The organism is Streptomyces sp. NPDC007157 (assembly GCF_040634235.1).
GTDB lineage: Bacteria > Actinomycetota > Actinomycetes > Streptomycetales > Streptomycetaceae > Streptomyces.
This window is the reverse complement of record NZ_JBEYFE010000001.1, coordinates 401,866-422,042: the sequence shown is the minus strand read 5'-3', so window position 1 is coordinate 422,042 and position 20,177 is coordinate 401,866. Positions and strand designations below refer to the sequence as shown.

General features: G+C 71.9%; 19 protein-coding genes and 1 riboswitch. Of the genes, 4 read left to right on the top strand and 15 right to left on the bottom strand.

Annotated elements, in window-relative coordinates:
• Positions 1–6 precede the first annotated feature (6 nt).
• From metE to ABZ642_RS01825, 11 genes are all read right to left on the bottom strand, one after another.
• Positions 7–2,325, bottom strand: coding sequence for a 5-methyltetrahydropteroyltriglutamate--homocysteine S-methyltransferase (metE, locus tag ABZ642_RS01875; protein ID WP_360475457.1), 2,319 nt, complete (start codon positions 2,323–2,325; stop codon positions 7–9).
• Positions 2,326–2,499: 174 nt separating this feature from the next.
• A riboswitch (cobalamin riboswitch) is annotated at positions 2,500–2,693 on the bottom strand.
• Positions 2,694–2,850: 157 nt separating this feature from the next.
• A complete protein-coding gene (locus tag ABZ642_RS01870) occupies positions 2,851–3,366 on the bottom strand; it encodes a flavin reductase family protein (RefSeq protein ID WP_360475454.1) in 516 nt (171 codons plus the stop codon).
• Positions 3,367–3,424: 58 nt separating this feature from the next.
• A complete protein-coding gene (locus tag ABZ642_RS01865) occupies positions 3,425–4,198 on the bottom strand; it encodes an alpha/beta hydrolase (protein WP_360475451.1) in 774 nt (257 codons plus the stop codon).
• Between the two features lie 98 nt (positions 4,199–4,296).
• Positions 4,297–5,637 carry an LLM class flavin-dependent oxidoreductase gene (locus tag ABZ642_RS01860; RefSeq protein WP_360475448.1) on the bottom strand — a complete coding sequence of 447 codons (1,341 nt, stop codon included), beginning with the start codon at positions 5,635–5,637 and terminating at the stop codon, positions 4,297–4,299.
• A 47-nt stretch (positions 5,638–5,684) separates the two neighbouring features.
• Entirely contained in the window at positions 5,685–6,515 is an 831-nt protein-coding gene (locus ABZ642_RS01855) for an ABC transporter ATP-binding protein (protein WP_360475445.1), read from the bottom strand.
• Positions 6,512–7,381, bottom strand: coding sequence for an ABC transporter ATP-binding protein (locus ABZ642_RS01850; RefSeq protein ID WP_360475442.1), 870 nt, complete (start codon positions 7,379–7,381; stop codon positions 6,512–6,514). The genes ABZ642_RS01855 and ABZ642_RS01850 overlap by 4 nt, the downstream gene beginning before the upstream one ends.
• Entirely contained in the window at positions 7,381–8,286 is a 906-nt protein-coding gene (locus ABZ642_RS01845; protein ID WP_360475439.1) for an ABC transporter permease, read from the bottom strand. Before ABZ642_RS01845 ends, ABZ642_RS01850 begins: the two co-directional genes overlap by 1 nt.
• A 2-nt stretch (positions 8,287–8,288) precedes the next feature.
• Complete coding sequence (locus ABZ642_RS01840) at positions 8,289–9,320, bottom strand: ABC transporter permease (RefSeq protein ID WP_360475436.1); 1,032 nt, start codon at positions 9,318–9,320, stop codon at positions 8,289–8,291.
• 40 nt (positions 9,321–9,360) lie between these two features.
• Entirely contained in the window at positions 9,361–10,923 is a 1,563-nt protein-coding gene (locus ABZ642_RS01835) for an ABC transporter substrate-binding protein (protein WP_360475433.1), read from the bottom strand.
• A 520-nt stretch (positions 10,924–11,443) separates the two neighbouring features.
• Positions 11,444–12,346 (bottom strand): DsbA family protein, encoded by a 903-nt coding sequence (locus tag ABZ642_RS01830; protein WP_360475430.1) that lies wholly within the window; start codon positions 12,344–12,346, stop codon positions 11,444–11,446.
• Positions 12,343–12,777, bottom strand: a complete 435-nt coding sequence (locus ABZ642_RS01825; RefSeq protein ID WP_360475427.1) for an Rrf2 family transcriptional regulator — start codon at positions 12,775–12,777, stop codon at positions 12,343–12,345. The genes ABZ642_RS01830 and ABZ642_RS01825 overlap by 4 nt, the downstream gene beginning before the upstream one ends.
• A 138-nt stretch (positions 12,778–12,915) precedes the next feature.
• Between ABZ642_RS01825 and ABZ642_RS01820 the strand changes: the two genes are divergently transcribed.
• On the top strand, positions 12,916–13,422 hold the full coding sequence (locus tag ABZ642_RS01820) for a cupin domain-containing protein (protein WP_360475425.1): 507 nt from the start codon (positions 12,916–12,918) through the stop codon (positions 13,420–13,422).
• A 33-nt stretch (positions 13,423–13,455) separates the two neighbouring features.
• On the opposite strand, the gene ABZ642_RS01815 is transcribed toward ABZ642_RS01820, so the two are convergent.
• Positions 13,456–14,292, bottom strand: a complete 837-nt coding sequence (locus ABZ642_RS01815; RefSeq protein ID WP_360475422.1) for a hypothetical protein — start codon at positions 14,290–14,292, stop codon at positions 13,456–13,458.
• 170 nt (positions 14,293–14,462) lie between these two features.
• Positions 14,463–14,933 carry a helix-turn-helix domain-containing protein gene (locus ABZ642_RS01810; RefSeq protein ID WP_360475419.1) on the bottom strand — a complete coding sequence of 157 codons (471 nt, stop codon included), beginning with the start codon at positions 14,931–14,933 and terminating at the stop codon, positions 14,463–14,465.
• Between the two features lie 93 nt (positions 14,934–15,026).
• Between ABZ642_RS01810 and ABZ642_RS01805 the strand changes: the two genes are divergently transcribed.
• Positions 15,027–15,524, top strand: a complete 498-nt coding sequence (locus tag ABZ642_RS01805; RefSeq protein WP_360475416.1) for a PaaI family thioesterase — start codon at positions 15,027–15,029, stop codon at positions 15,522–15,524.
• Positions 15,525–15,636: 112 nt separating this feature from the next.
• Here ABZ642_RS01805 and ABZ642_RS01800 read toward each other — a convergent pair whose 3' ends face one another.
• Positions 15,637–17,139 carry an MFS transporter gene (locus ABZ642_RS01800; RefSeq protein WP_360475413.1) on the bottom strand — a complete coding sequence of 501 codons (1,503 nt, stop codon included), beginning with the start codon at positions 17,137–17,139 and terminating at the stop codon, positions 15,637–15,639.
• A 96-nt stretch (positions 17,140–17,235) separates the two neighbouring features.
• Between ABZ642_RS01800 and ABZ642_RS01795 the strand changes: the two genes are divergently transcribed.
• Complete coding sequence (locus tag ABZ642_RS01795) at positions 17,236–17,757, top strand: helix-turn-helix domain-containing protein (protein ID WP_360475410.1); 522 nt, start codon at positions 17,236–17,238, stop codon at positions 17,755–17,757.
• Positions 17,758–17,901: 144 nt separating this feature from the next.
• On the opposite strand, the gene eno is transcribed toward ABZ642_RS01795, so the two are convergent.
• A complete protein-coding gene (gene eno, locus ABZ642_RS01790; protein WP_360475407.1) occupies positions 17,902–19,185 on the bottom strand; it encodes a phosphopyruvate hydratase in 1,284 nt (427 codons plus the stop codon).
• 92 nt (positions 19,186–19,277) lie between these two features.
• Here eno and ABZ642_RS01785 point away from each other — a divergent pair, with 92 nt between their 5' ends.
• Complete coding sequence (locus tag ABZ642_RS01785) at positions 19,278–20,147, top strand: winged helix-turn-helix transcriptional regulator (RefSeq protein WP_360475404.1); 870 nt, start codon at positions 19,278–19,280, stop codon at positions 20,145–20,147.
• The last annotated feature ends 30 nt before the right edge of the window (positions 20,148–20,177 follow it).

Below are 20,177 nucleotides of genomic sequence, written 5' to 3'. Positions count from 1 at the left end.
GTGCCGTCAGGAGCCGGGCAGCTCCTCACGGACCGTGCGGGCCGCGCTGACCAGGTTCTCCAGGGCGGCGCGGGTCTCGGGCCAGGCGCGGGTCTTCAGGCCGCAGTCGGGGTTGACCCACAGCCGCTCGGCGGGGATCGCCCTCAGGCCGGTGCGGAGCAGCCCGGCGGCCTCCTCCGCGCTCGGCACGCGCGGCGAGTGGATGTCGTAGACACCGGGTCCGGCCTCGCGCGGGTAGCCGTGCGCGGCGAGTTCGCGGGCGACCTGCATGTGCGAGCGGGCCGCCTCCAGGCTGATGACGTCCGCGTCCAGGTCGTCGATGGCCTGGACGATGTCGCCGAACTCGGCGTAGCACATGTGCGTGTGGATCTGGGTCCGAGGACGCACCCCGGCGGTGCTCAGCCGGAACGACTCGGTCGCCCACGCCAGGTAGTCCGGGCGGTCGGCGGCGCGCAGCGGCAGGGTCTCGCGCAGCGCCGGCTCGTCCACCTGGATCACCGAAGTCCCGGCCGCCTCCAGGTCGTTCACCTCGTCGCGCAGGGCGAGGGCGACCTGGCGGGCGGTGTCGCCGAGCGGCTGGTCGTCCCGGACGAAGGACCAGGCCAGCATGGTGACCGGACCGGTCAGCATGCCCTTGACCGGGCGGTCCGTGAGCGACTGGGCGTACGTCGTCCAGCGCACGGTCATCGGCTCGGGACGGGAGATGTCACCGGCCAGGATCGGCGGCCGCACGTACCGGGTGCCGTACGACTGGACCCAGCCGTGCCGCGTGGCCAGATACCCCGTCAGCCGCTCGGCGAAGTACTGGACCATGTCGTTGCGCTCGGGCTCACCGTGCACCAGGACGTCGATCCCGGACTTCTCCTGGAAGGAGATGACCTCCTGGATCTCGGCCCTGATCCGCTCCTCGTAGCCGGCCGTGTCGATCCGGCCCGTGCGCAGGTCGGCGCGCGCGGTGCGCAGTTCGCCGGTCTGCGGGAAGGAGCCGATGGTCGTGGTCGGCAGCAGCGGCAGCCCGAGGTGGGCACGCTGGGCGGTGGTCCGCTCGGTGTACGGCTGGGAGCGGCGGCCGTCGGCGTCGGTGATCGCGGCGGTGCGGGCGCGCACCGCCGGGTCCCGGGTGACGGCCGAGTTCTCGCGGGAGGCGAGGTCGGCCCGGTTCGCCGAGAGCCCGGCGGCGATGGTGTCGGTGCCCTGGGCCAGGCCCTTGGCGAGGGTGACGATCTCGGCGGTCTTCTGCTTCGCGAAGGCCAGCCAGCGCAGGATCTGCGGCTCGATGTCCCGCTCGGCCGCCGCGTCGAGGGGCACGTGGAGGAGGGAGCAGGAGGCGGCGACGTCGACCCGGTCGGCCAGGCCCAGCAAGGTGCCGAGTGTGGACAGCGACCCGGCGAGGTCGTTGACCCAGATGTTGCGGCCGTTGACGACACCCGCGACCAGCCGTTTGCCGGGCAGTCCGCCGACGGCGGCCAGCGCGTCCAGGTTGGCGGCGGCGGCCCCGGTGAAGTCCAGTGCCAGCCCCTCGACCGGGGCCTTGGCCAGCACCGGGAGTGCCTCGCCGAGGCGGTCGAAGTAGGAGGCGACCAGCAGTTTCGGGCGGTCGGGCAGGGCCCCCAGGTCGCGGTAGGCTCGCTCGGCGGCGTTCAGCTCGGCCGGGGTGCGGTCCTGGACCAGGGCGGGCTCGTCGAGCTGCACCCACTCCGCGCCGGCGGCGCGCAGGTCGGCGAGGACCTCGGCGTACACCGGGAGCAGCCGGTCGAGCAGGGTGAGCGGGTCGAAGCCGGCGGCCACGCCCGGGGCCGGCTTGGCGAGCAGCAGGTAGGTGACCGGGCCGACGAGCACCGGCCGGGCGGTGAGGCCGAGCGCGAGGGCCTCCCTCAGCTCGCCGACCTGCTTGCCGGAGTCGGCGGTGAAGACGGTGTCGGGGCCCAACTCCGGCACCAGGTAGTGGTAGTTGGTGTCGAACCACTTGGTCATCTCCAGCGGCGCCACGTCCTGGGTGCCGCGGGCCATGGCGAAGTAGCCGTCCAGCGCATCGGCGTCCACGGCGGCCCGGTGGCGGGCGGGGATCGCGCCGACCATCACGGTGGTGTCCAGGACGTGGTCGTAGTACGAGAAGTCGCCGGTGGGTACCTCGTGGATGCCGGCGCCGGCGAGCTGCCGCCAGTTGCTCCGGCGCAGGCCGGCGGCGGTGGCGCGGAGGGCGTCGGCGTCGACCCGGCCCTTCCAGTAGCCCTCGATCGCCTTCTTCAGTTCCCGGTTCGGTCCCTGGCGGGGGTAGCCGTACACGGTGGCCCGTGCTGCCGCGGCTGCGGACTTGGATGTCACGGAGATCTCCTTCGCGAGATGAATCCCTGAGATCCCGGAGACGGGACGAGAGCGCGAAGGGGCGACGAACCGGACGGAAACGACCCTGCACGGCACGGTCATCCGCCTGGTGTGTACGCCGACCCGCCCTCGAGGTCACCGGGATGTCCGCGCACGAGTGGTTCGCGCGCGGGCAGTTGGCAGGTCTTCGGACTCGCGGGCACGCCCTCCTGACGGAGGACACCTACCGGCCGTCGCTTCCCAGGTCCGTACGTCGGGCCCAGTGCGTATGACGGCGTTCGTTCCCACTCACCGCTGCGGGGCAGTCCCGGATTCCCACCGGGTTCCCTCTTGCGACGCATCCCGCCTGGCGGACGGGGCGAACCAGCTGCACCGGCCAGCCTAAGGGGTACCACCGCGGACAGCGGCGACAGGTGCGTCATCCGGATGGTGTGAGCCGCCCCACCGGCTCCGCCGCCCGCGCCGTACCTCGGTTGCTCCCGGCGGGCCGCGCTCACCCCGGCGGATGCGAGCGGGGGCGTGGTCTCACACCAGTGGATGCGCCGATGCGAAGGATCCGTTGTGGTGGACGAGGGCCGGGGCCTCTTCGACCACCGCGCCCGCGTCGATCTCGCCGACGACCAGCAGGTGGTCACCGATGGTCTGACGCAGGGTGATGCGGGCCGACAGCCAGCCGGTGACGTCGTCGAGGATGGGCAGCCCGTCCGGCTGCGCCCGCCAGCGCACCCCGGCGAACCGGTCGACCCCGCTGCGCGCGAACTGCCTCGCCAGAGCGGCGTTCGCGGTGCCGAGGACATGGACGGCGAAGCGGTCCGCGAGGCGCGCGGCGGGGGTGCTGGACGCGTCGAGGCCGATGCAGAACGAGACCAGGGCCGGCCGCAGGGAGACGGAGGTGAAGGAGGTGGCGGTGAAGCCGACGGGGCCCGCGAAGGTGATCACCGTGACTCCGGCGGCGTGCCGGCGCAGGGTGTCGCGCAGGAGGTCCGCGCCGTCGGGGGCGGTGGCCGTGGGCGACGGGCTTCGATGGAGCGGGGCGCTCATGCCCTTTCCTTTCGGTACGCAGCGGGAGGGGTGAGAGAGGGACCTGCGACGGCGGCCGTCACCAGGCGCTCGACTCCACCGCGATCGCGGGCACCAGCCCGGTGCGCAATGCCTCCAGGAAGGTCACGACCTCGGCCGCGACCGAGCGGTGCTGGAGGTCGTTGAGGACGTCGTGGTGGGCGTCGCGGACCACCGCCAGCCGGGAGCGGGACAGCGTCTTCGCGGTACGGGCCAGGGCGTCGCGGTCCGCGAGCGGGTCCGCGTCGCCGACGAGGAGCAGGGCGGGGACGGCGAGGTCCGCGTGGTAGGCCGCGTCGAGCAGGGCACCGGGCAACGGGGCGTCGAGCGTGCCCCGTTGCGCGTCCGGGTCGTTGCTGAGCACACCTCGGTGGGTCGGGCAGGACGTGCGGACATCGAGTTCGTCGTCCCAGCCGCCGCCGGTCCCGGCGGTACGGCCCGGGAGGCCCGCCAGTACGACTGCCCCCGGCCGCATGGCGGCGGCCGAGGAGCCGCCGAGGCCGAGCAGTGCCGCGACGGCCGCGGCACCGGAGTCGGCGCCCACCAGCACGAGTGGACCGGTCACTCCGCCTTCGGCGGCCGCCGTACCCGCCACGGCGGCGGCGAGCCGGTCGCCGAACCGGGCCAGCGAACCGTTCAGGTCGTCGGCGTCGATCTCGGGGCCGTCCACGACCCGGACGCGGTAGGCGTCGGCCGCGAGCCGCCTGCCGAGACGGTCGTAGGCGGCACGGCTCTCTCCCCGGCCGGGCACCACGACGACGGTGCCGCGGGTCAGGAGGCCCTCGGGGGCGTGGTAGTCGCTGTACTCGGTCATCTCGGGCTCCTGTGCGTGCGGGTGCGGGTGCGGGTTGCGGTGCGGGCGCGGTCGGGCCCGGATCGCGTCTTCGGGTGAGTGCTTCTCACGAGGCTCGGTCAGCCGTTCCCGAGCCGGCGCTCGTCGGTGTGCCGGTTGACCGGGATCGGCAGGCCGAGGTTGCCGCGCAGGGTGTCGGCCTCGTACTCGGTGCGGAACAGCCCGCGCTTCTGGAGGATCGGGACGACACCGTCCACGAAGAGCTCCAGGTCGTCGTTGGTGCGGAAGGCGAGGTTGATGCCGTCGAAGGTGCCGGCGTCGAACCACTGCTCGATGGTGTCGGCCACGGTCTTCGGCGCCCCGACGAACGGCGACTGCCGGAACTCGCTGACCAGGTTGGCGACCTGCCGAAGAGTCAAGCCCTCTGCTGCGGCCCGCTCGATGAGCTTGGCCGCTCCGGTGCGGCCGCCCTTCTCGGCGAGGTGCGCGACGTCCGGGAACGGGCCGTCCAGGTCGTGCACGCTGAAGTCGTAGGCGCCGAAGGAACGGCCGAGCAGCGCGAGGTTGCGCTCGAAGTCGTTGTCCTCCTCGAAGATCTCCCGCTCCCGGAGCCGGGCCGCCTCGTCGGTGAGGCCGACGACCGGGCCGCCGTGGATGAAGATCTTGATGTGTTCGGGGTCGCGGCCGTAGGACGCCGTGCGCTTCTTGATGTCGGCGTAGTACTCCTGCGCCTGCTGGAGCGAGCCGCCCGGCGCGTAGATGCCCTCGGCGACCTGCGCGGCGAGGTCACGGCCCTCCTCGGAGACGCCGGCCTGGAAGATCACCGGCTGGCCCTGCGGCGAGCGGGAGAGGTTGAGCGGACCCGCGATCCTGAAGTGCTCGCCCTCGTGGTTGAGTTCGTGCAGCTTCGCGGTGTCCAGGAAGACGCCTCGCACCACGTCCGCGGGGAACGCGTCGTCCTCGTAGGAGTCCCACAGGCCGCGGGCGACCTGGACGAATTCCAGCGCACGGCCGTACCGGGTGGTGTAGTCGAGGTGTTCGTCGAGCCCGAAGTTCCTGGAGGTGCCGGTGTCGAAGCTGGTCACCACGTTCCACCCGGCGCGGCCGCCGCTGATGTGGTCGAGGGAGGCGAACCGGCGGGCCAGGTTGAACGGCGAGTTGTACGTCGAACTCGCCGTGCCCACCAGGCCGACGTGCCGGGTGTGGGTGGCGACGGCCGACAACAGGGTGAGCGGTTCGAGGCGGTTGAGGTAGTGGGCCGGGTAGGTGGCGTTGATGAACTGGCTGTCGACGATGAACAGGGCGTCGAACAGGGCGTGTTCGGCCGCCTGGGCCTGCGCTATGTAGTAGTTGATGTCGATGCTGGCGTTCTTCGCGACCCGCGGGTCCTTCCAGAGACCGTGCTGGCCGGGGCCGCCGACGCCGTAGGGGTGCAGGGCGAGGTGGATCTTGCGAGACATCGGTGAGTCCGTTCTGTAGGACGGGAGCGGATGGGAGTCGAGGGGGTTCAGGCGTGCAGCAGGGTGCGCAGGGCCTCGCGTTCGGCCCGGTCGGCCGAGGCCGTCCGCAGGGTGGGCGCGGAGCTGACGAGCAGCCGGGTGTAGACGTGCCGGGGTGTGGTGATCACGTCCCGGGCGGCGCCGGTCTCGACCAGCTCGCCCTGGTACAGGACCGCGATCCGGTCGGCGATCCCGGCGACCGACCCGAGGTCGTGCGAGATGAAGACCAGGGCCGTGCCGGAGTCGCGGAGTTCCTTGAGGATCTGCAGGATCTGGACCCGGTTGGCGGAGTCCAGGGCGCTGACCGGCTCGTCGAGGATGACCAGCTTCGGCTCGGTGACCAGCGCCCGGGCCACCGCGACCCGCTGCCGCTGACCGCCCGACAGCTCTCCGGGCAGCCGGTCGAGCAGCTCCTCGGAGAGCCGGACGCGGGCGAGGAACGTCCGGGCCCGGTCGGCCGCCTCCTTGCGCGGCACGCCCTGTACGAGCAGCGGCTCGATCAGCGACTCCTCGACGGTGAGGTCCGGGTCGAGGCTGCGCAGCGGGTCCTGGAAGACGTACTGGAGCACACCGCGCCGGCGTAGACTCCGCCACTGGCGCCTGCCGTACGCGCCGACGTCCTCGCCGCCGATGACGATCCGGCCCGCCGAGGGGGCCACCAGCCCGAGCACGGCGCGGGCGAAGGTGGACTTGCCCGAACCGGTCTCGCCGATGATCCCGACGGTCTCGCCGGGCGCCACGCTCAGCGAGACGTCGTGCAGGGCTCGGCGGCGCTGCCGGCGCGCGCCGTAGTGCACCTCCAGGCCGGTGACTTCGAGGACGGCGGGCGGCGTGGTCACGATGCCTCCTGAGGTGCGCGGAACTTCTCCAGGCCGTACTCCTCGTGCTCGGCGATGAGGAGCCGGGTGTACGCGTGCCGCGGGTGGTGCAGCACCTCGCCGGTCGGGCCGTGCTCCACCACGTCGCCCTCGCGCATCACGAGGACCTCGTCGCAGAGCTGGGACACGACGGCCAGGTCGTGCGAGACGACCACCAGGGCCAGCCCGGTCCGCTCGCGCAACTCGGCGAGCAGGTCGAGGATCTCGGCCTGGACCGTGACGTCGAGGGCGGTCGTGGCCTCGTCGGCGATGAGGATCCTCGGGTCGGCGGCGATGGCGGCCGCGATCAGGACCCGCTGGAGCATGCCGCCGGACAACTCGTACGGGTACTGGCCGTAGACCAGTTCCGGGTCGCGCAGCTGTACGGCGTGGAGCAGCTCGATCGCCCGCTGCCGGGCCTCGCGCCGCTTCAGGCCCTTCTTGACCCGGACGACCTCGGCGATCTGGGCGCCCACCCGGATCGACGGATTGAGGTACGACGCGGGGTCCTGGAACACCGCGCTGATCGTCGCGCCCCGCAGCTTTGTCCACTCGCGGGGCGTCAGCGTGGCGATGTCCGTGCCGGCGATCTCGATGGAGCCGGCCGTGACCTCGAAGTGCGGGGGCAGGATGCCCAGGGTGGCCCGGCAGGTGAGGGTCTTGCCGCTGCCGGACTCTCCGACGATGCCGACGGTTTTCCCGGGGGTGAGTTCGAAGCTCACCCCGTGCACGATCTCGCGGTCCCCGACCCGGTCGCCGATGTGTACGTCACGGACGGCGAGCACCGGGGCCGTGCCGGTGGGTGTCTGGGTCTTCTCGGGAGCGGGGCTCTGGGACAGGGTGGTCATCACGCACCTCCGGCGGGAACGGCATCGGACGTGCCGCGCTTGCCCTGCCCGTCCGGGCGGTTGGCGCGGGCCGTGCGGTTGTTGACGAAGGCCCGGCCGGCCTCGCCGGAGACGTCACGGATCGCGTCGGCGAGCTGGTTGCTGGCCCAGACCGTGACCATGATCAGCAGGGCGGGGACGACCGGTGCCCACGGCTGGTAGTCGAGATAGCCGAGGTCGGAGGCGAGCAGGCCGCCCCAGGTGGGCGCGGGCGGCTGTACGCCGATGCCGAGGAACGTCAGGCTCGACACGATGACGAAGCCGGTGCCGATGGTCTGGGCGAGCGCGACCGCGATCGGCGGGAGCACCTTGACCCAGACGTGCCGCCGGACGATCCAGCCGGTCGAGGCGCCGGAGACGATCGCCGCCTCCACGTACTGCGAGCGGGCCACGGACAGGGTGGCGGCCCGGCCCACCCGGTAGAAGAGCGGGGAGACCAGCACCCCGGTGACCAGCATCGCCTGGCCGATGCCGTTGCCGAGCAGCGCGATCACCGCGACCGCGAACAGCAGGAACGGCAGCGCGACCAGGGTGTCGGCCAGCCGCAGGGTCAGCCACTCGAAGATCCGCCCGAGATACACCGACAGGATGCCGGGGACCGCACCCACGACCAGGGCGACCAGGGCGACTTCGAGGGCGCCGAGCACGCTGACGCGGGAGCCGTCGAGGAGCCGGCTGAACACGTCACGGCCGAGGTAGTCCGTGCCGAGCCAGTGGGCGCCCGAGGCCGGCGCGAGCGTGTCGGTGCTGGTGGCCAGGGGGTTCTGCGGGGCGAGCAGCGGACCGAGGATCGCCAGGAGGGCGATCACGGCGAGGATGCCGAGGGCGATCCGGCCGGAGGTGAGGGAGAGAACGCGGCGCACCATGGTCAGACCCCCCGCTGGGATGCGGGCGTCACACGCGCCAGCACCAGGTTGACGATCAGGTTGAAGAGGACGACCAGGACGATCGACACCACCAGCACGCCCTGCACGGCCGGTACGTCACCGGCCTGCGCCGAGTCGTTGGCGAATCGGCCGAAGCCCTGCAGCCCGAAGATCCACTCGGTCACGACGGAGGCGCCGACCAGGGCCGGGAACTTCAGGCCGAGGGTGGCGAGCGCGGGACCGATGCCGTTGCGCAGCACATGGGTGAGGAAGATCCGCCGTGGGCTCAGTCCCCTCACCACCGCGCCCGTCACGTAGTTCTCGCGATAGGCCGCGACAAGACTGCCGCGGAGCTGGCGGGCTACGTCGGCGACGACGTCGAAGCTCAGCGCGATCGCCGGGAGCGTGATGTGCGCGAGCCACGGGCCGAACCCCTGCGCCGCCGGGATGTATCCGGCGGACGGGAACACATGGAGTCCGACCGCGAAGACCGCCACGAGCACGATCCCGACGACGAACGCCGGCATCACCGAGATCACCGTGACGAACCCGGTGATCGCCCGGTCCACCCAGGTGGTGCGGCGCAGCGCCGCCACCGTGCCGAGGACGAAGCCGAGGAGTACGCCGATGATCAGAGCGAACGTCGCGATGGAGAGGCTGACTCCCAGACCCAGGCCGATGAGGGTGGAGATGTCGGCACCGTTGGTCCAGCTGGTGCCCAGCTGTCCGTGCAGGACGCCGGTGAACCAGTCCCAGTACTGGACCAGGAAGGGCCGGTCCAGCCCCCACTGGGACTCGACCCGGTGGACGGCCTCGGGAGTCGCCTCCTCGCCCAGCTGGATCCGCGCCGGGCTGAGTCCGCTCAGCGACCGGAGCGCGAACGTCACGAACGTCGCGACCACGAAGACGGGCACGATGATCGCGATCGACCGGGCGAGGGTGACCAGGACACGGCCCAGCGTGTGCCGCGCCCTGGCCACGGCGACCCCGCGACGGCGGGCAGGCCCGGCCGGTACCGCGGAAGTCGTCGTCATGGGGTTGCCCCCTCTCTGCTGGTGGAGTGGGTGAGGGGTGTCAGTTGCTGCCGGAGATGGTCACGCCGGTCCAGTCGATGTGGGCCGGGTTCTTCGGCAGGTCGGAGATCGACTTGCTCTTGGCGATGAGGTTCGGCGCGGAGTAGGTGAAGACCAGCGCCTTGCTCAGCAACCCGGCGCGGGTGGCCGCCTGGAGGACCTTGGTGTAGTCCGGCGAGTCCAGCGGGGTCTCCCGCACCTTGGCGACGGCCGCCTCGAAGCCGGCCGGCTCGTACGGGGTGCTCAGGTTCAGCGGGCCGTTCGGGCCGAAGTGGGCGGTGAGGGTCTGCAGGGCGGAGTCCCGGCCGGTGGTCCCGTACAGCGAGAACGTCAGGTCCTTGGCGAAGAACGGGGTGGCCCAGTTCTTGTCGATCTTGATGGTCACGGTGATCCCGACCTTGGCCAGCTGCGACTGGACCAGCTCGGCCTGGGGGTCCTCGGCCGGGATGACCAGGTTGAGCTTGATGTCACCGGCCTGGTAACCCGCCTCCGCGAGCAGCTTCTTGGACTTCGCCGGGTCGTAGGGGTAGTCGTTCGCCGACTTCGGGTCGTAGGCGACGTACCCCTTCGGGAACGGCTGGTTGGTCACCGAGCCGTAGCCGAACGTCAGCTTGTCCACGAACTCCTGACGGTTGATCGCATAGCGGACGGCGTCCACGACCTTGTCGTTGTCGAACGGCGCCTTGTTGATGTTGAGGCTGATGTTGTTGGCGTTGAAGCCCGGCTGCGAGAAGACGTCCAGACCGGCCTTCTTGGCGGCGGCCGCCTGGCTCGGGGCGAGGTCGGCGAAGTTGTAGACGCCGGTGCGCAGACCGGAGACGACCGTCGAGGCATCGGGCGCCGAGGTCAGTTCGACGTTGTCGATGTGGATGTTCTTGGCGTCCCAGTAGTCCGGGTTCTTCTTCAGGACCGCCTTGGTGCCCGGGACCAGTTGGGTGACGATGAACGGTCCCGCGCCGACCGGGTTCTGGTCGAGCTTGGTCGGGTTCGCCGCCGCCTTGGGGCTGGCGATCTGCAGCACTCGCTCACCGAGCAACTGGGGTATCTGGTAGTCGACCTGGGTGAGGTGAAGAACCGCGTCCAGCCCCTTGGCGTCCACCGACCTGATGGAGGTCAGATCGCCGAAGAGCGCCGAGTTCTTCTGCTTCTGGGCCCGCTCGATGGCCGCCTTGACGGCGGCGCCGTTTACCGGCCGGCCGTCGCTGAACTTCAGGCCGGGCCGCAGGTGGAAGGTGATCTCGTCACCCTTCTTGTTGTACTCCCAGCTCCTGGCGAGATCCGGCACGGCCTTGCCGGTCTCGTCGGTGCGGGTCAACGACGCGTAGGTGAGGGCGAGTTCGCGGAACTGGGCGCCACTTCCGCTGACCACCGGGTCCCAGTGGGCCGGGAAGTAGGAGGAGGTCCACTTGAGCGTGGCGCCGCTGCCGGCGGAGGCGGTGCCGGAGCCGCACGCGGTGAGCGCGGGGACGAGCAGGGCGGCGAGGGCGCCGGCGACGGCTGCGGTGCGCGGGCCGGACCGGGCGGGGCCGAGTCCGGGGCGATGGGCGGTGTGGTGTGCGGGCATCTCGATCTTCCTGTGGTCGGCCCGGTCTGGGTCGGGGCGGAGGGAGCAGGGCGCAGGGCCGGCCGGACAACCGCGCGGACCGTCGACCGGGACCGGACGGGCATGCCGGGGCGAGCGCCGGCATGCAGTCGGAGCGTGCGGCGCTCAGGGCAAGGGGAGTTGACGGCCTCGCGGGAGCGGGCCCTTGGTCTGGGAAGGAGGCGACGGGGAACGCGGGCGCGGAGCGCGGCGGGACGCGGTCGAGCCGGACGGCCGGCGGCCGGGGCCGCACCACCAGGGTGCGGAGGTCAGGCGGCTGCGGGCCGGAGGCGGCGGACGGCTGAGGGCCGGGGACGGCGGAAGGTCAGCGACAGAGTGCGCTGCAGGTGCGCCGCAGGTCCACGTAGCGGCACACCACACCGGGGTGCGTCGTGAGCATGCTGCACATCCTGGGGGCAGCCGCGACCGGCTGTCAATGGACACCAATTGGTGTCTCATTCGGCGGACGGCCTCTGTCCGCAGATCAGAGGCCCGCCGACGGTCAGCCGGCGGTGCTCCGGCGTGCTGACGCCTCGTCAGGGTGCAGCCACAGCGCGCCGTTTCCGGTCTCCACCCGGACGGCGTGCGGCGGCGGCCACGCACCCTCGGTCAGCAACAGCCGCTCCGGTTCCGTCATGCTCCCGTAACGTTGCAGGGCCTCCGCCGGGCAGAGGGCGGCCGGGACGTTCAACAGCCCCGGACAGAGCTCCTCGACGGCGGACGCGTACTCCTCGAAGGGCCGCCAGCCGGGCACCGCCCGGTGGCCGCCGGGCGCACGCACCAGCAGGGTCGGCAGCGCGTACCGGTATCCGCCGTCGGCGGTCTCCTTGGCCGCGCCCGGATGCGGCGAGCCGCTCGACACCGAGCGCACCTCGGAGACCGGCCGGCGCGCCTCGGCACGGTCGGCCCGCACCCGCTCCAGGACCCCGTCGGACGCGGCGTCGGAGGCCAGCCGCTCCATGTCCAGTCCCGGCGTGCCCCGGACCGTTGCCAGTGCCGACGCGGCGGTGTCCGCCGGTTCGCCGAGCACGAAGACGGTCTCCCGCAGCCGCCGCAGCGCTCTCCCGGCGACCTCGTCGCCCTGGAGCTCGGCGGCCTTGGCGACCAGCGAGGCGGGCCAGGAACTGGCGGGCATCCGGCTCAGCCGTACCGCCCGAGGGGCCCCGCTGTGCGCGCTGATCTCCTCGACGTAGCGCGCGTACCAGGCGGTCTCCGCCGCCGGATCCGGCGGCGGGTCGTCGTCGTGGTCGAAGAGGATCGCGTAGGCCCGCCGCCAGCGGACCCGGCCGGTCAGCGCTGCCCGCAGCCTTCGGAAGGCCGGTTCCGAGCCCCAGGCCCAGGGGCAGAGCGGGTCGGTGTACTCCACCACCTCGACGGGCGGCGGCAGTTCGGCCGCGCCCGTCACGCGGCGCCCGTCCGGGCCAGCCTTTCGGCCGGTTCCCCGGGCAGCAGCGACTTCAGGGTCACCCCGCCCAGGACCGCCGCCGCCCCCGCCTCGACCTCACGCCACACCCCGGGCAGCCCCGCGGCGGGACCGGGGTAGTCGAGCCCGGCCAGTGACTCGCCGCGCAGGGTGATCAACTCGCCGTCGACCGCCCGCGTGACGTCCAGCAGACTGATCTCGTCGGCGGGTCTGCCCAGCCAGTAACCGCCCTCGCAGCCGCGCTGGCTGCGCACCAGGCCCGCTCTGCGCAGCTCGCCCACCACGGACTTCAGAAACCGGAACGGAATCTCCTGCGAGGAGGCGATCGCCTCACAGGTCAGCGGACGAGCAGGCTCACGGGCGAGCTCCAGCAGCGCCCGGATGCCGTAGTCCGCCTTCGCGGAAATATGCATGCGCACATCATGCCCGAGGAGTCGGCGCGGGGAGCCGTTCCAGGCGGCTCGCTCGTTCTGTTGCGGGAACATTGCCGCAGGTGAAAGGCAATGGACACCTCTTGACATCCTTTTTCGGATCGCCCTAGCGTCCATGCCATGAGCGAGCCGCTGACGACCCCCGGTGAAGGCTTCCACCCGCACCTCCACGAAACCCCGGACCACTCCGCGGCGCCGCTGAGCACCCGTCTGCACCACATCCGCGCCGACTCCCTGGACGGCGACACCGCCCAGACCGGCGGCATGCGCAGGTTCGCGGCCGTCAGCGGGAAGACGGTCGGTTCCGAGAAGCTGTGGATGGGCCAGACCCATGTGGCGCCCGCCACCGCGTCGTCCGACCACCATCACGGCGAGTCCGAGACCGCGATCTATGTGGTCAGCGGACACCCGGAGTTCGTCTTCCTGGACGACTCGGGCCCGGAGCCGGAGGAGGTACGGCTGCGTACCTCGCCCGGCGACTACATCTTCGTCCCGCCCTTCGTGCCGCACCGGGAGGAGAACCCGGATCCCGGCGACGAGGCGGTGGTCGTCATCGCGCGCAGCACCCAGGAGGCGATCGTGGTCAACCTGCCCGGTCTGTACGCGCTTCCGGCCGACGGGGGATGACGGCCCCGGCCGCCCGGCCCCCGCAGCCGTGACTCAGGTGCGCGGACCGGCTTCCAGGAACTGGTGGAGGGAGGCGGTCATGCGGGTGACGAAGGCGTCGCGGGCCCGGTCGGTGACCAGGTCGAGGGAGAGATAGGGATTGAGGTCCTCCAACTCGACCAGGAGCAGGGCGCCGTCCTGAGTGCGGCAGGCGTCCACGCGCTGGATGCCGTGGTCGAGCGTGTTCCAGTCGATGAAACGCCGGGCGAAGACAAGATCGGCTTCGGAGGGCTCGTACGGTTCGAGGACCCAGCGGCGGTCGGGGTCGGGGGCGTACAGCGCGTACTGGAAGGCGTCGTCGACGTAGTAGAAGGACACCTCGTAGCGGAAGTCGACGCGTGGCTGGACCAGGATGTCGCCGTAGGCCAGGTCGGCCAGCCGGTCCCGGGCCACGAAGGTCAGGCCTATGGAGTCCGCTCCCGCCCGGGGCTTGACCGCGTACTGGTCGCTCTCGGGCAGTCGGTCCAGATGCTCGGGCCGGTCGACGGTGGGGATGACCGGGTGTCCGGCCGCGGTCAGGGCAGGCAGATACCCCTTGCCGGCCATGTCGGCCCGGCCGTGCAGCGGGTTGTAGACCCGGGTGCCGCACGCCGTGGCCCGGTCGCGGAAGGCGTCGAACTCCCGCTGGTAGTGGAGTACCGGACCGCTGTTGCGGACCACGACCGCGTCGAAGCGGTCCATCAGGGCCGCGGCGTCCAGCGGATGGCACAGGGCGATGTCGAAGTCCGCGCGGAGCCGGGCGGTCAGGAACACGTCCTCGTCGCCGTACCGGCGCCCGCGTGCCGGGTAGGCGAGGTCGGTCACGTACAGGAGGCTCGGGCGGGCGGGCATGGTGCTTCTCCTCGGCCGGTGGTCACGTGTGCGGTCAGCCGATGGTGGCACGCCCCCGGCGGTGAGCCCTGCCGCCCCCCGGTCCGCCCGGCGGGACACCGGTGGGTCGTCCGGCCGCTCCGGACCACGCCCGGTGCCCGGCCCGGACCCGTGACCCGCGGGCCGACGGCCTACGACCGGGGGCGGGCTCCCGGGCCCAGCCGGGCCGTGACCTCCCCGGGGGCGAGGGCGGCGTGGTCCTCGGAGCACTGGACGACGACGCGGACCGGGGCCTCGCAGCCGGTGTGGCGGATGTCCAGCGGGGGGTTCTCCCCGGGGCCCAGGGCGTATGTCTCGCCCCACTGGGTCAGCGCCATGAGGACGGGCCACAGGTCCCAGCCCTTGCGGGTCAGCCGGTACTCGTTGCGGGCGCGGCTGCCGGGCTCCTGGTAGGGGACCGTCTTCAGGACGCCGGCCGAGATCAGCTTCCTCAGGCGGTCGCTGAGGACCGCCTCCGACAGGCCGATATGCCGGTGGAAGTCGTCGAAGCGGCGGACCCCGTTGACGGCGTCACGCAGGATCAGCAGCGTCCATTTCTCTCCGACCACGTCGAGCGTGCGCTGGACGGGGCAGTTCTCCGTGCTCGCCTCAAGCCACTCCATGAAGCCATCGTAGGGGCCTGGCTTCGTCATTGACAGTCAGGTGAACGAGAAGCTAGCTTCGTTTGGAAAAGTCAGAGGAAAGGGCACAGCGCTGTGGGACGGACACGTACGTATCAGTGGGACGATCCCGCAATCCTGGCGGACGCCGCCGGACGCATGGCCGGTATCGACTTCCTGCGCGAGCTGCAGGCGGGCCGGCTGCCGAGCTCGCCCATCAACCACACCGTCGACTTCGCCCTGGACGAGGTGGAGCCGGGGCGGGCGGTCTTCTCCCTGACGCCGGGTGAGGAGCACTACAACCCGATCGGCAGCGTGCACGGCGGCATCTTCGCCGTCCTGCTGGACTCGGCCGCCGGATGCGCCGTGCAGTCCACCCTCCCGCAGGGGATGGCGTACACCTCGCTCGACCTGACCGTGAAGTTCCTGCGCCGCATCACGGTGGAGACCGGCACGGTGCGCGCCATCGGCACGGTGGTCAACAAGGGCCGTCAAACCGCCCTCGCGCAGGCGCAGTTGGTCGACGGGAAGGACCGGCTGCTGGCCCATGCCACCAGCAGCTGCATGCTCTTCCCGGTGCCGCCCCAGCGCTGAGCGGCGTGCCGGAAGCCCCGGCGTGCCGGTTCGCGGCATCCGGGGCCGAGTGTGCCCCGGGGTGACCCCGGGGCACGCGACACCGTTCCTTCGACTCCTCGGCCGACCGGCCTCAGCGGCCTGGCGCCCCCTCGGGCGCGCTGTACGCCGGCTTCTCCTCGGCCGTGCCGGTGTCCGCGTCGGCCCGGCTGCGGCTCGGTGTCCACAGGAGGGCGCCGGATGCCAGGCCGAGCGCGGCGAGGAGCCACCAGACCCGGTGGAAGGAGTCGACGGCGGTGGCCGCGGTGGGAGTGCCGAGGACGGCGACGAAGAGGCTGATGCCGAGGACCGCGCCGAGCTGGCGCAGGCTCGCGTTGATCGCCGAGCCGAGCGCGAACCGTCCCGGCGGCAGCGCCTGGACGGCGGCTCCGGACTGGACGGGCAGGGTGAGCCCGACGCCGAGTCCGGTGAGCAGCGCCGCCGGCAGCCAGTGGGTGGTCCAGTGCGGGGTGGCACCGGCGAAGAACGCGGTGAGGGTGAGGCCGGCTGTCCAGAAGAGGGCGCCGAAGGTCAGCACACGGCGTGCCCCGTAGGTGTGGGAGAGGCGGCTGGCGGTGCGGGCCACGGCGGTCACCACCAGCGGGCTCGGCGCGGTGGCGAGGGCGGCGCGCAGCACCGAGTAGTGCCACACCGTCTGCAGGAAGATGATGTTGCTCAGCAACATGCCGTAGAAGGCGGCCGCGAACACCAGCGTCGCCGCGTTGACCAGCCGGAACTGCCGGACCCGGAAGAGTGCGAAGTCCATCACGGGCCGTGCGGTGGCGCGGTCGCGCAGGACGAAGGCCGGGAGCAGCAGTGCGGCGAGCACGAAGGCGCCGATCACCCGCGGGTCGGCCCAGCCCCAGTTCGGTCCCTCGATGATGCCGAGGCTCAGCGCGGCGGGCGTCGCGGCGATCAGCAGGATGCCGAGCGGGTCGGGCAGGCCGTGGGCGTGCGGGTCGCGGGCCTCGCGCAGCAGCCGCAGGCCGAAGAAGGCGATCACCGCGCAGATCGGCACGTTGACCAGGAAGATCCAGCGCCAGGAGGCGTACTGGGTCAGGAGTGCGCCCAGGGTGGGGCCGAGCGCGGCGGCCGCGGCGCCCATGGAGCCCCAGGTGCCTATCGCGACCGGCCGTCGGGCCGCCGGGAACTCCGGGAGGATCAGGGACAGCGAGGTCGGAGTGACCAGGGCGGCGAACGCCGCCTGCAGGGCCCGTCCCGCGATGAGCATTCCGGCGTTCGGCGCCAGCCCGCACAGGGCGCTCATCGCCGCGAAGCCGGTGATGCCGATGAGGAAGACCCGCTTGCGCCCGTAGCGGTCGGCGAGGCGGCCGGCCGGGATGAGAACGGCGGCGAAGACCAGGCTGTAGGCATTGAGCACCCACGCCAGGTGGCCGGCCGTGGCGTGGAAACTGCGGCCGATGGTCTCGAAGGCGACATTGACGATCGTGGTGTCGAGGAACACCACGAACGCGCCGAGGCTGCTCAGCGCCAGCACCCGCAGCGCGTGCCGGCGGGCGGCCGCGTCCTGGACCGGTTCCTCCGTCGTCGCCGGCCCGGCAGGCGTGGCGGTGGCGGCCCCCTCGGGTCCGGGCATGTCGTCCTCACAGGTGAGTTTGATTGTCCTACCAACCCTCGCGACGCTACCCCGAGTGAGTCGTGAAACACAACCAACCGGGGGTAACGTGGGCCCATGGACGTACAACCGCAGCAGACCGGGGAGTCGCGGACAGGCAGCACCGGGGCCGTCGCCAAGCCACTGGCCGCGGTGATGGCAGGCGTGCCGGTGGGCGTGCGGCCCTGCTCGATGGCCGCCGCACTGCAGATCGTCGGCGAGCGGTGGTCGCTGCTCGCGCTGCGGGAGATGGCCTACGGCGTGCACCGCTTCGCGAAGATCGCCGGCTACACGGGCGCACCGCGCGACATCCTCGCCGACCGGCTGCGCAAGCTCGAGGCGGCGGGCGTGATCGAGCGGCGCCAGTACAGCGAGCACCCGCCCCGCCACGAGTACCACCTGACGCAGGCGGGGCGGGAGCTCTTCCCCGTCATGATCGGCCTGCTGCAATGGGGCGACAGGTGGGCGGTGGACGCCCCTGCCGTCGCCTTCCGGCACGAGTGCGGTCACCCCCTGCGAATGGAGTCCGGGTGCCGGCACTGCGAGGGGGAGATCACCCCGGAGTCGCTCTTCCCGCAGTCGCCCGACGCGCACTCCTGACCCCGGCGCCCCGGCTCGTCGCTCGGACGCGACGGCGGCCCGCCCGGGTGGCCCACCGCTCGCGTCCTCGCCCACCGGTGCTCGCGGCAATGCCCCCACCTGTCACCGCTGGGCCGACGGCGCGGCCCGAGTGTCACCGGCGGGTCAGCGGCGCAGCCCGAGCGCCTCTCGGCCCGCGTAGCGTGCCTGCGTGCCCAGTTCCTCCTCGATGCGGAAGAGCTGGTTGTACTTGGCGGTGCGGTCCGAGCGGGACAGTGAGCCGGTCTTGATCTGGCCGCAGCCCGTGGCGACGGCGAGGTCGGCGATCGTCGTGTCCTCGGTCTCCCCGGAGCGGTGGGACATGACGACCGTGTACCCGGCGCGGTGGGCGGTGGCGACCGTGCCGAGGGTCTCGGTGAGGGTGCCGATCTGGTTGACCTTCACCAGGACGGAGTTGGCGATGCCGTCGCGGATACCGGCGCGCAGCAGCGTCTCGTTGGTGCAGAAGACATCGTCGCCGGTGAGCTGGCAGCGGTCGCCGAGCCGGGCGGTCAGGTCACGCCAGCCGGCGTGGTCGTCCTCGGCCATCGGGTCCTCGACGGAGGCCACGGGGTAGCGGTCGACGAGGGCGGCGAGGTAGTCGGCGTGTTCGGCGGGGGTGCGGCGGACGCCCTCGCCCGTGTAGTCGTAGACGCCGTCGCGGAAGAACTCCGAGCTGGCCGGGTCCATGACGAGCGTGATGTCGGCGCCGGGCTTGTAGCCGGTCTGCTCGATGGCGCGGACGACGAAGTCCAGGGCCTCGTCGGCGGTGCGCAGGTCGGGGGCGAAGCCGCCCTCGTCGCCGACGTTGACGCTGTGGCCGGCGGCGAGCAGGTTGCCGCGCAGGGTGTGGAAGACCTCCGAGCCCATACGGACCGCCTCGGCGAAGGTGGCCGCACCGATGGGCGCGATCATGAACTCCTGGAAGTCCAGCGGATTGTCGGCGTGGGCGCCGCCGTTGACGATGTTCATCATCGGCACCGGCAGCAGCCGGGCGTCGACTCCGCCGACGTAGCGGTACAGCGGCTGCCGGTGCGAAGCCGCGGCGGCCTTGGCGGTGGCCAGGGAGACGCCGAGCAGGGCGTTGGCGCCGAGCCGCGACTTGGTCTCCGTGCCGTCCAGTTCGATCATCGTACGGTCGACGGTCGCCTGGTCCTCGGCGTCGAGCCCGGTCACGGCGTCCGCGATGGTCTCGTTCACGGCGTCGACGGCCCGCCGAACCCCCTTGCCGTGGAAGCGGGTCGGGTCGCCGTCGCGCAGCTCCACCGCTTCGCGGGCGCCGGTGGAGGCGCCGGAGGGAACGGCGGCGCGGCCCAGTGAGCCGTCCTTGAGTTCCACGTCGACCTCGACGGTGGGGTTGCCCCGGCTGTCGATGATCTCGCGTGCGACGACCCGGCTGATGGCGGTCACGATGCACTCCTCACGCTGGGCCCGTACGCTGACGGGCAGTAAGTTCCATCAAGAAACAAAGTGAGTCCCGAAAAGGAACTTACTATGGGCGCATGAGGATGCACAACGCTGACGCGACCTGCGGGACCGCCCAGGCCGCCATGGTCCTGGGGGACTGGTGGAACGTTCTGGTGCTGCGCGAGGTGGCCCGCGGCCATGTCCGCTTCGACGCGCTGGCCGCCGAGATCGGCCTGTCCCGCAAGGTGCTCACCGAGCGCCTGGGCAGGCTCGTCGCCCACGGCGTCCTGCACCGCAGCCTCTACCAACGGCGACCGGTGCGTTACGAGTACCTGCTCACCGACGCCGGTGCCGGGCTGCTGCCGCTGCTCGTCGCGATGCAGGACTGGGGCGACCGCTGGGTGCTGGGCGACGGCAGCCTCACCGCGACGGCGGCGGAGGACGGCGCGGAACACGCCCGTGTCCACGCGCTGGTCGGCACCCGCCTGCCCGACGGCCTCGAACTGCCCGCCACCCGGGGCGCCGAGGTGCCCCTGGTCTCCCCGGACGCCCCGGCGACCGTGCTGTTCACCTACCCCGGCACCGGAGTCGAATGGGGTGATCCGCCGATCCCGGGCGCCGTCGGCTGCACGCTGGAGAACCGGCTCTTCCGGGACGCCTGGCCCGACTTCCGGAAGGCGGGCGTGGAGGTACGCGGGATCAGCACCCAACTCGTGCACGAGCAGCAGGAGTTCGCTCGCGTCGAGGAGATCCCGTACCCCCTGCTCTCGGACGCCGCCCACCAACTGGCGGCGGCCCTGCGGCTGCCGACCTTCCGTGGCGCGGGCCGGCTGCGCCACAAGCGCCTGATCCTGGTCGTCGACGCCGAACGCACCGTACGGCACGCGCTGTTCCCGGTCGACGACATCCCGCACGCGGTCACGGAGACCCTGCGGCTGACGGCGAGGCGCGCCCGCGCGACCTGAACCGGACGCCTCCCCGCCGAAGCGGCTCGG

Bases quoted from the DNA above. Each gene is read 5' to 3' on its own strand.
- ABZ642_RS01870 (WP_360475454.1), bottom strand. From the start codon at position 3,366: ATGAGCGCCCCGCTCCATCGAAGCCCGTCGCCCACGGCCACCGCCCCC.
- ABZ642_RS01865 (WP_360475451.1), bottom strand. From the start codon at position 4,198: ATGACCGAGTACAGCGACTACCACGCCCCCGAGGGCCTCCTGACCCGC.
- ABZ642_RS01860 (WP_360475448.1), bottom strand. From the start codon at position 5,637: ATGTCTCGCAAGATCCACCTCGCCCTGCACCCCTACGGCGTCGGCGGC.
- ABZ642_RS01850 (WP_360475442.1), bottom strand. From the start codon at position 7,381: ATGACCACCCTGTCCCAGAGCCCCGCTCCCGAGAAGACCCAGACACCC.
- ABZ642_RS01845 (WP_360475439.1), bottom strand. From the start codon at position 8,286: ATGGTGCGCCGCGTTCTCTCCCTCACCTCCGGCCGGATCGCCCTCGGC.
- ABZ642_RS01840 (WP_360475436.1), bottom strand. From the start codon at position 9,320: ATGACGACGACTTCCGCGGTACCGGCCGGGCCTGCCCGCCGTCGCGGG.
- ABZ642_RS01835 (WP_360475433.1), bottom strand. From the start codon at position 10,923: ATGCCCGCACACCACACCGCCCATCGCCCCGGACTCGGCCCCGCCCGG.
- ABZ642_RS01825 (WP_360475427.1), bottom strand. From the start codon at position 12,777: ATGCATATTTCCGCGAAGGCGGACTACGGCATCCGGGCGCTGCTGGAG.
- ABZ642_RS01820 (WP_360475425.1), top strand. From the start codon at position 12,916: ATGAGCGAGCCGCTGACGACCCCCGGTGAAGGCTTCCACCCGCACCTC.
- ABZ642_RS01815 (WP_360475422.1), bottom strand. From the start codon at position 14,292: ATGCCCGCCCGCCCGAGCCTCCTGTACGTGACCGACCTCGCCTACCCG.
- ABZ642_RS01810 (WP_360475419.1), bottom strand. From the start codon at position 14,933: ATGGAGTGGCTTGAGGCGAGCACGGAGAACTGCCCCGTCCAGCGCACG.
- ABZ642_RS01800 (WP_360475413.1), bottom strand. From the start codon at position 17,139: ATGCCCGGACCCGAGGGGGCCGCCACCGCCACGCCTGCCGGGCCGGCG.
- ABZ642_RS01795 (WP_360475410.1), top strand. From the start codon at position 17,236: ATGGACGTACAACCGCAGCAGACCGGGGAGTCGCGGACAGGCAGCACC.
- ABZ642_RS01785 (WP_360475404.1), top strand. From the start codon at position 19,278: ATGAGGATGCACAACGCTGACGCGACCTGCGGGACCGCCCAGGCCGCC.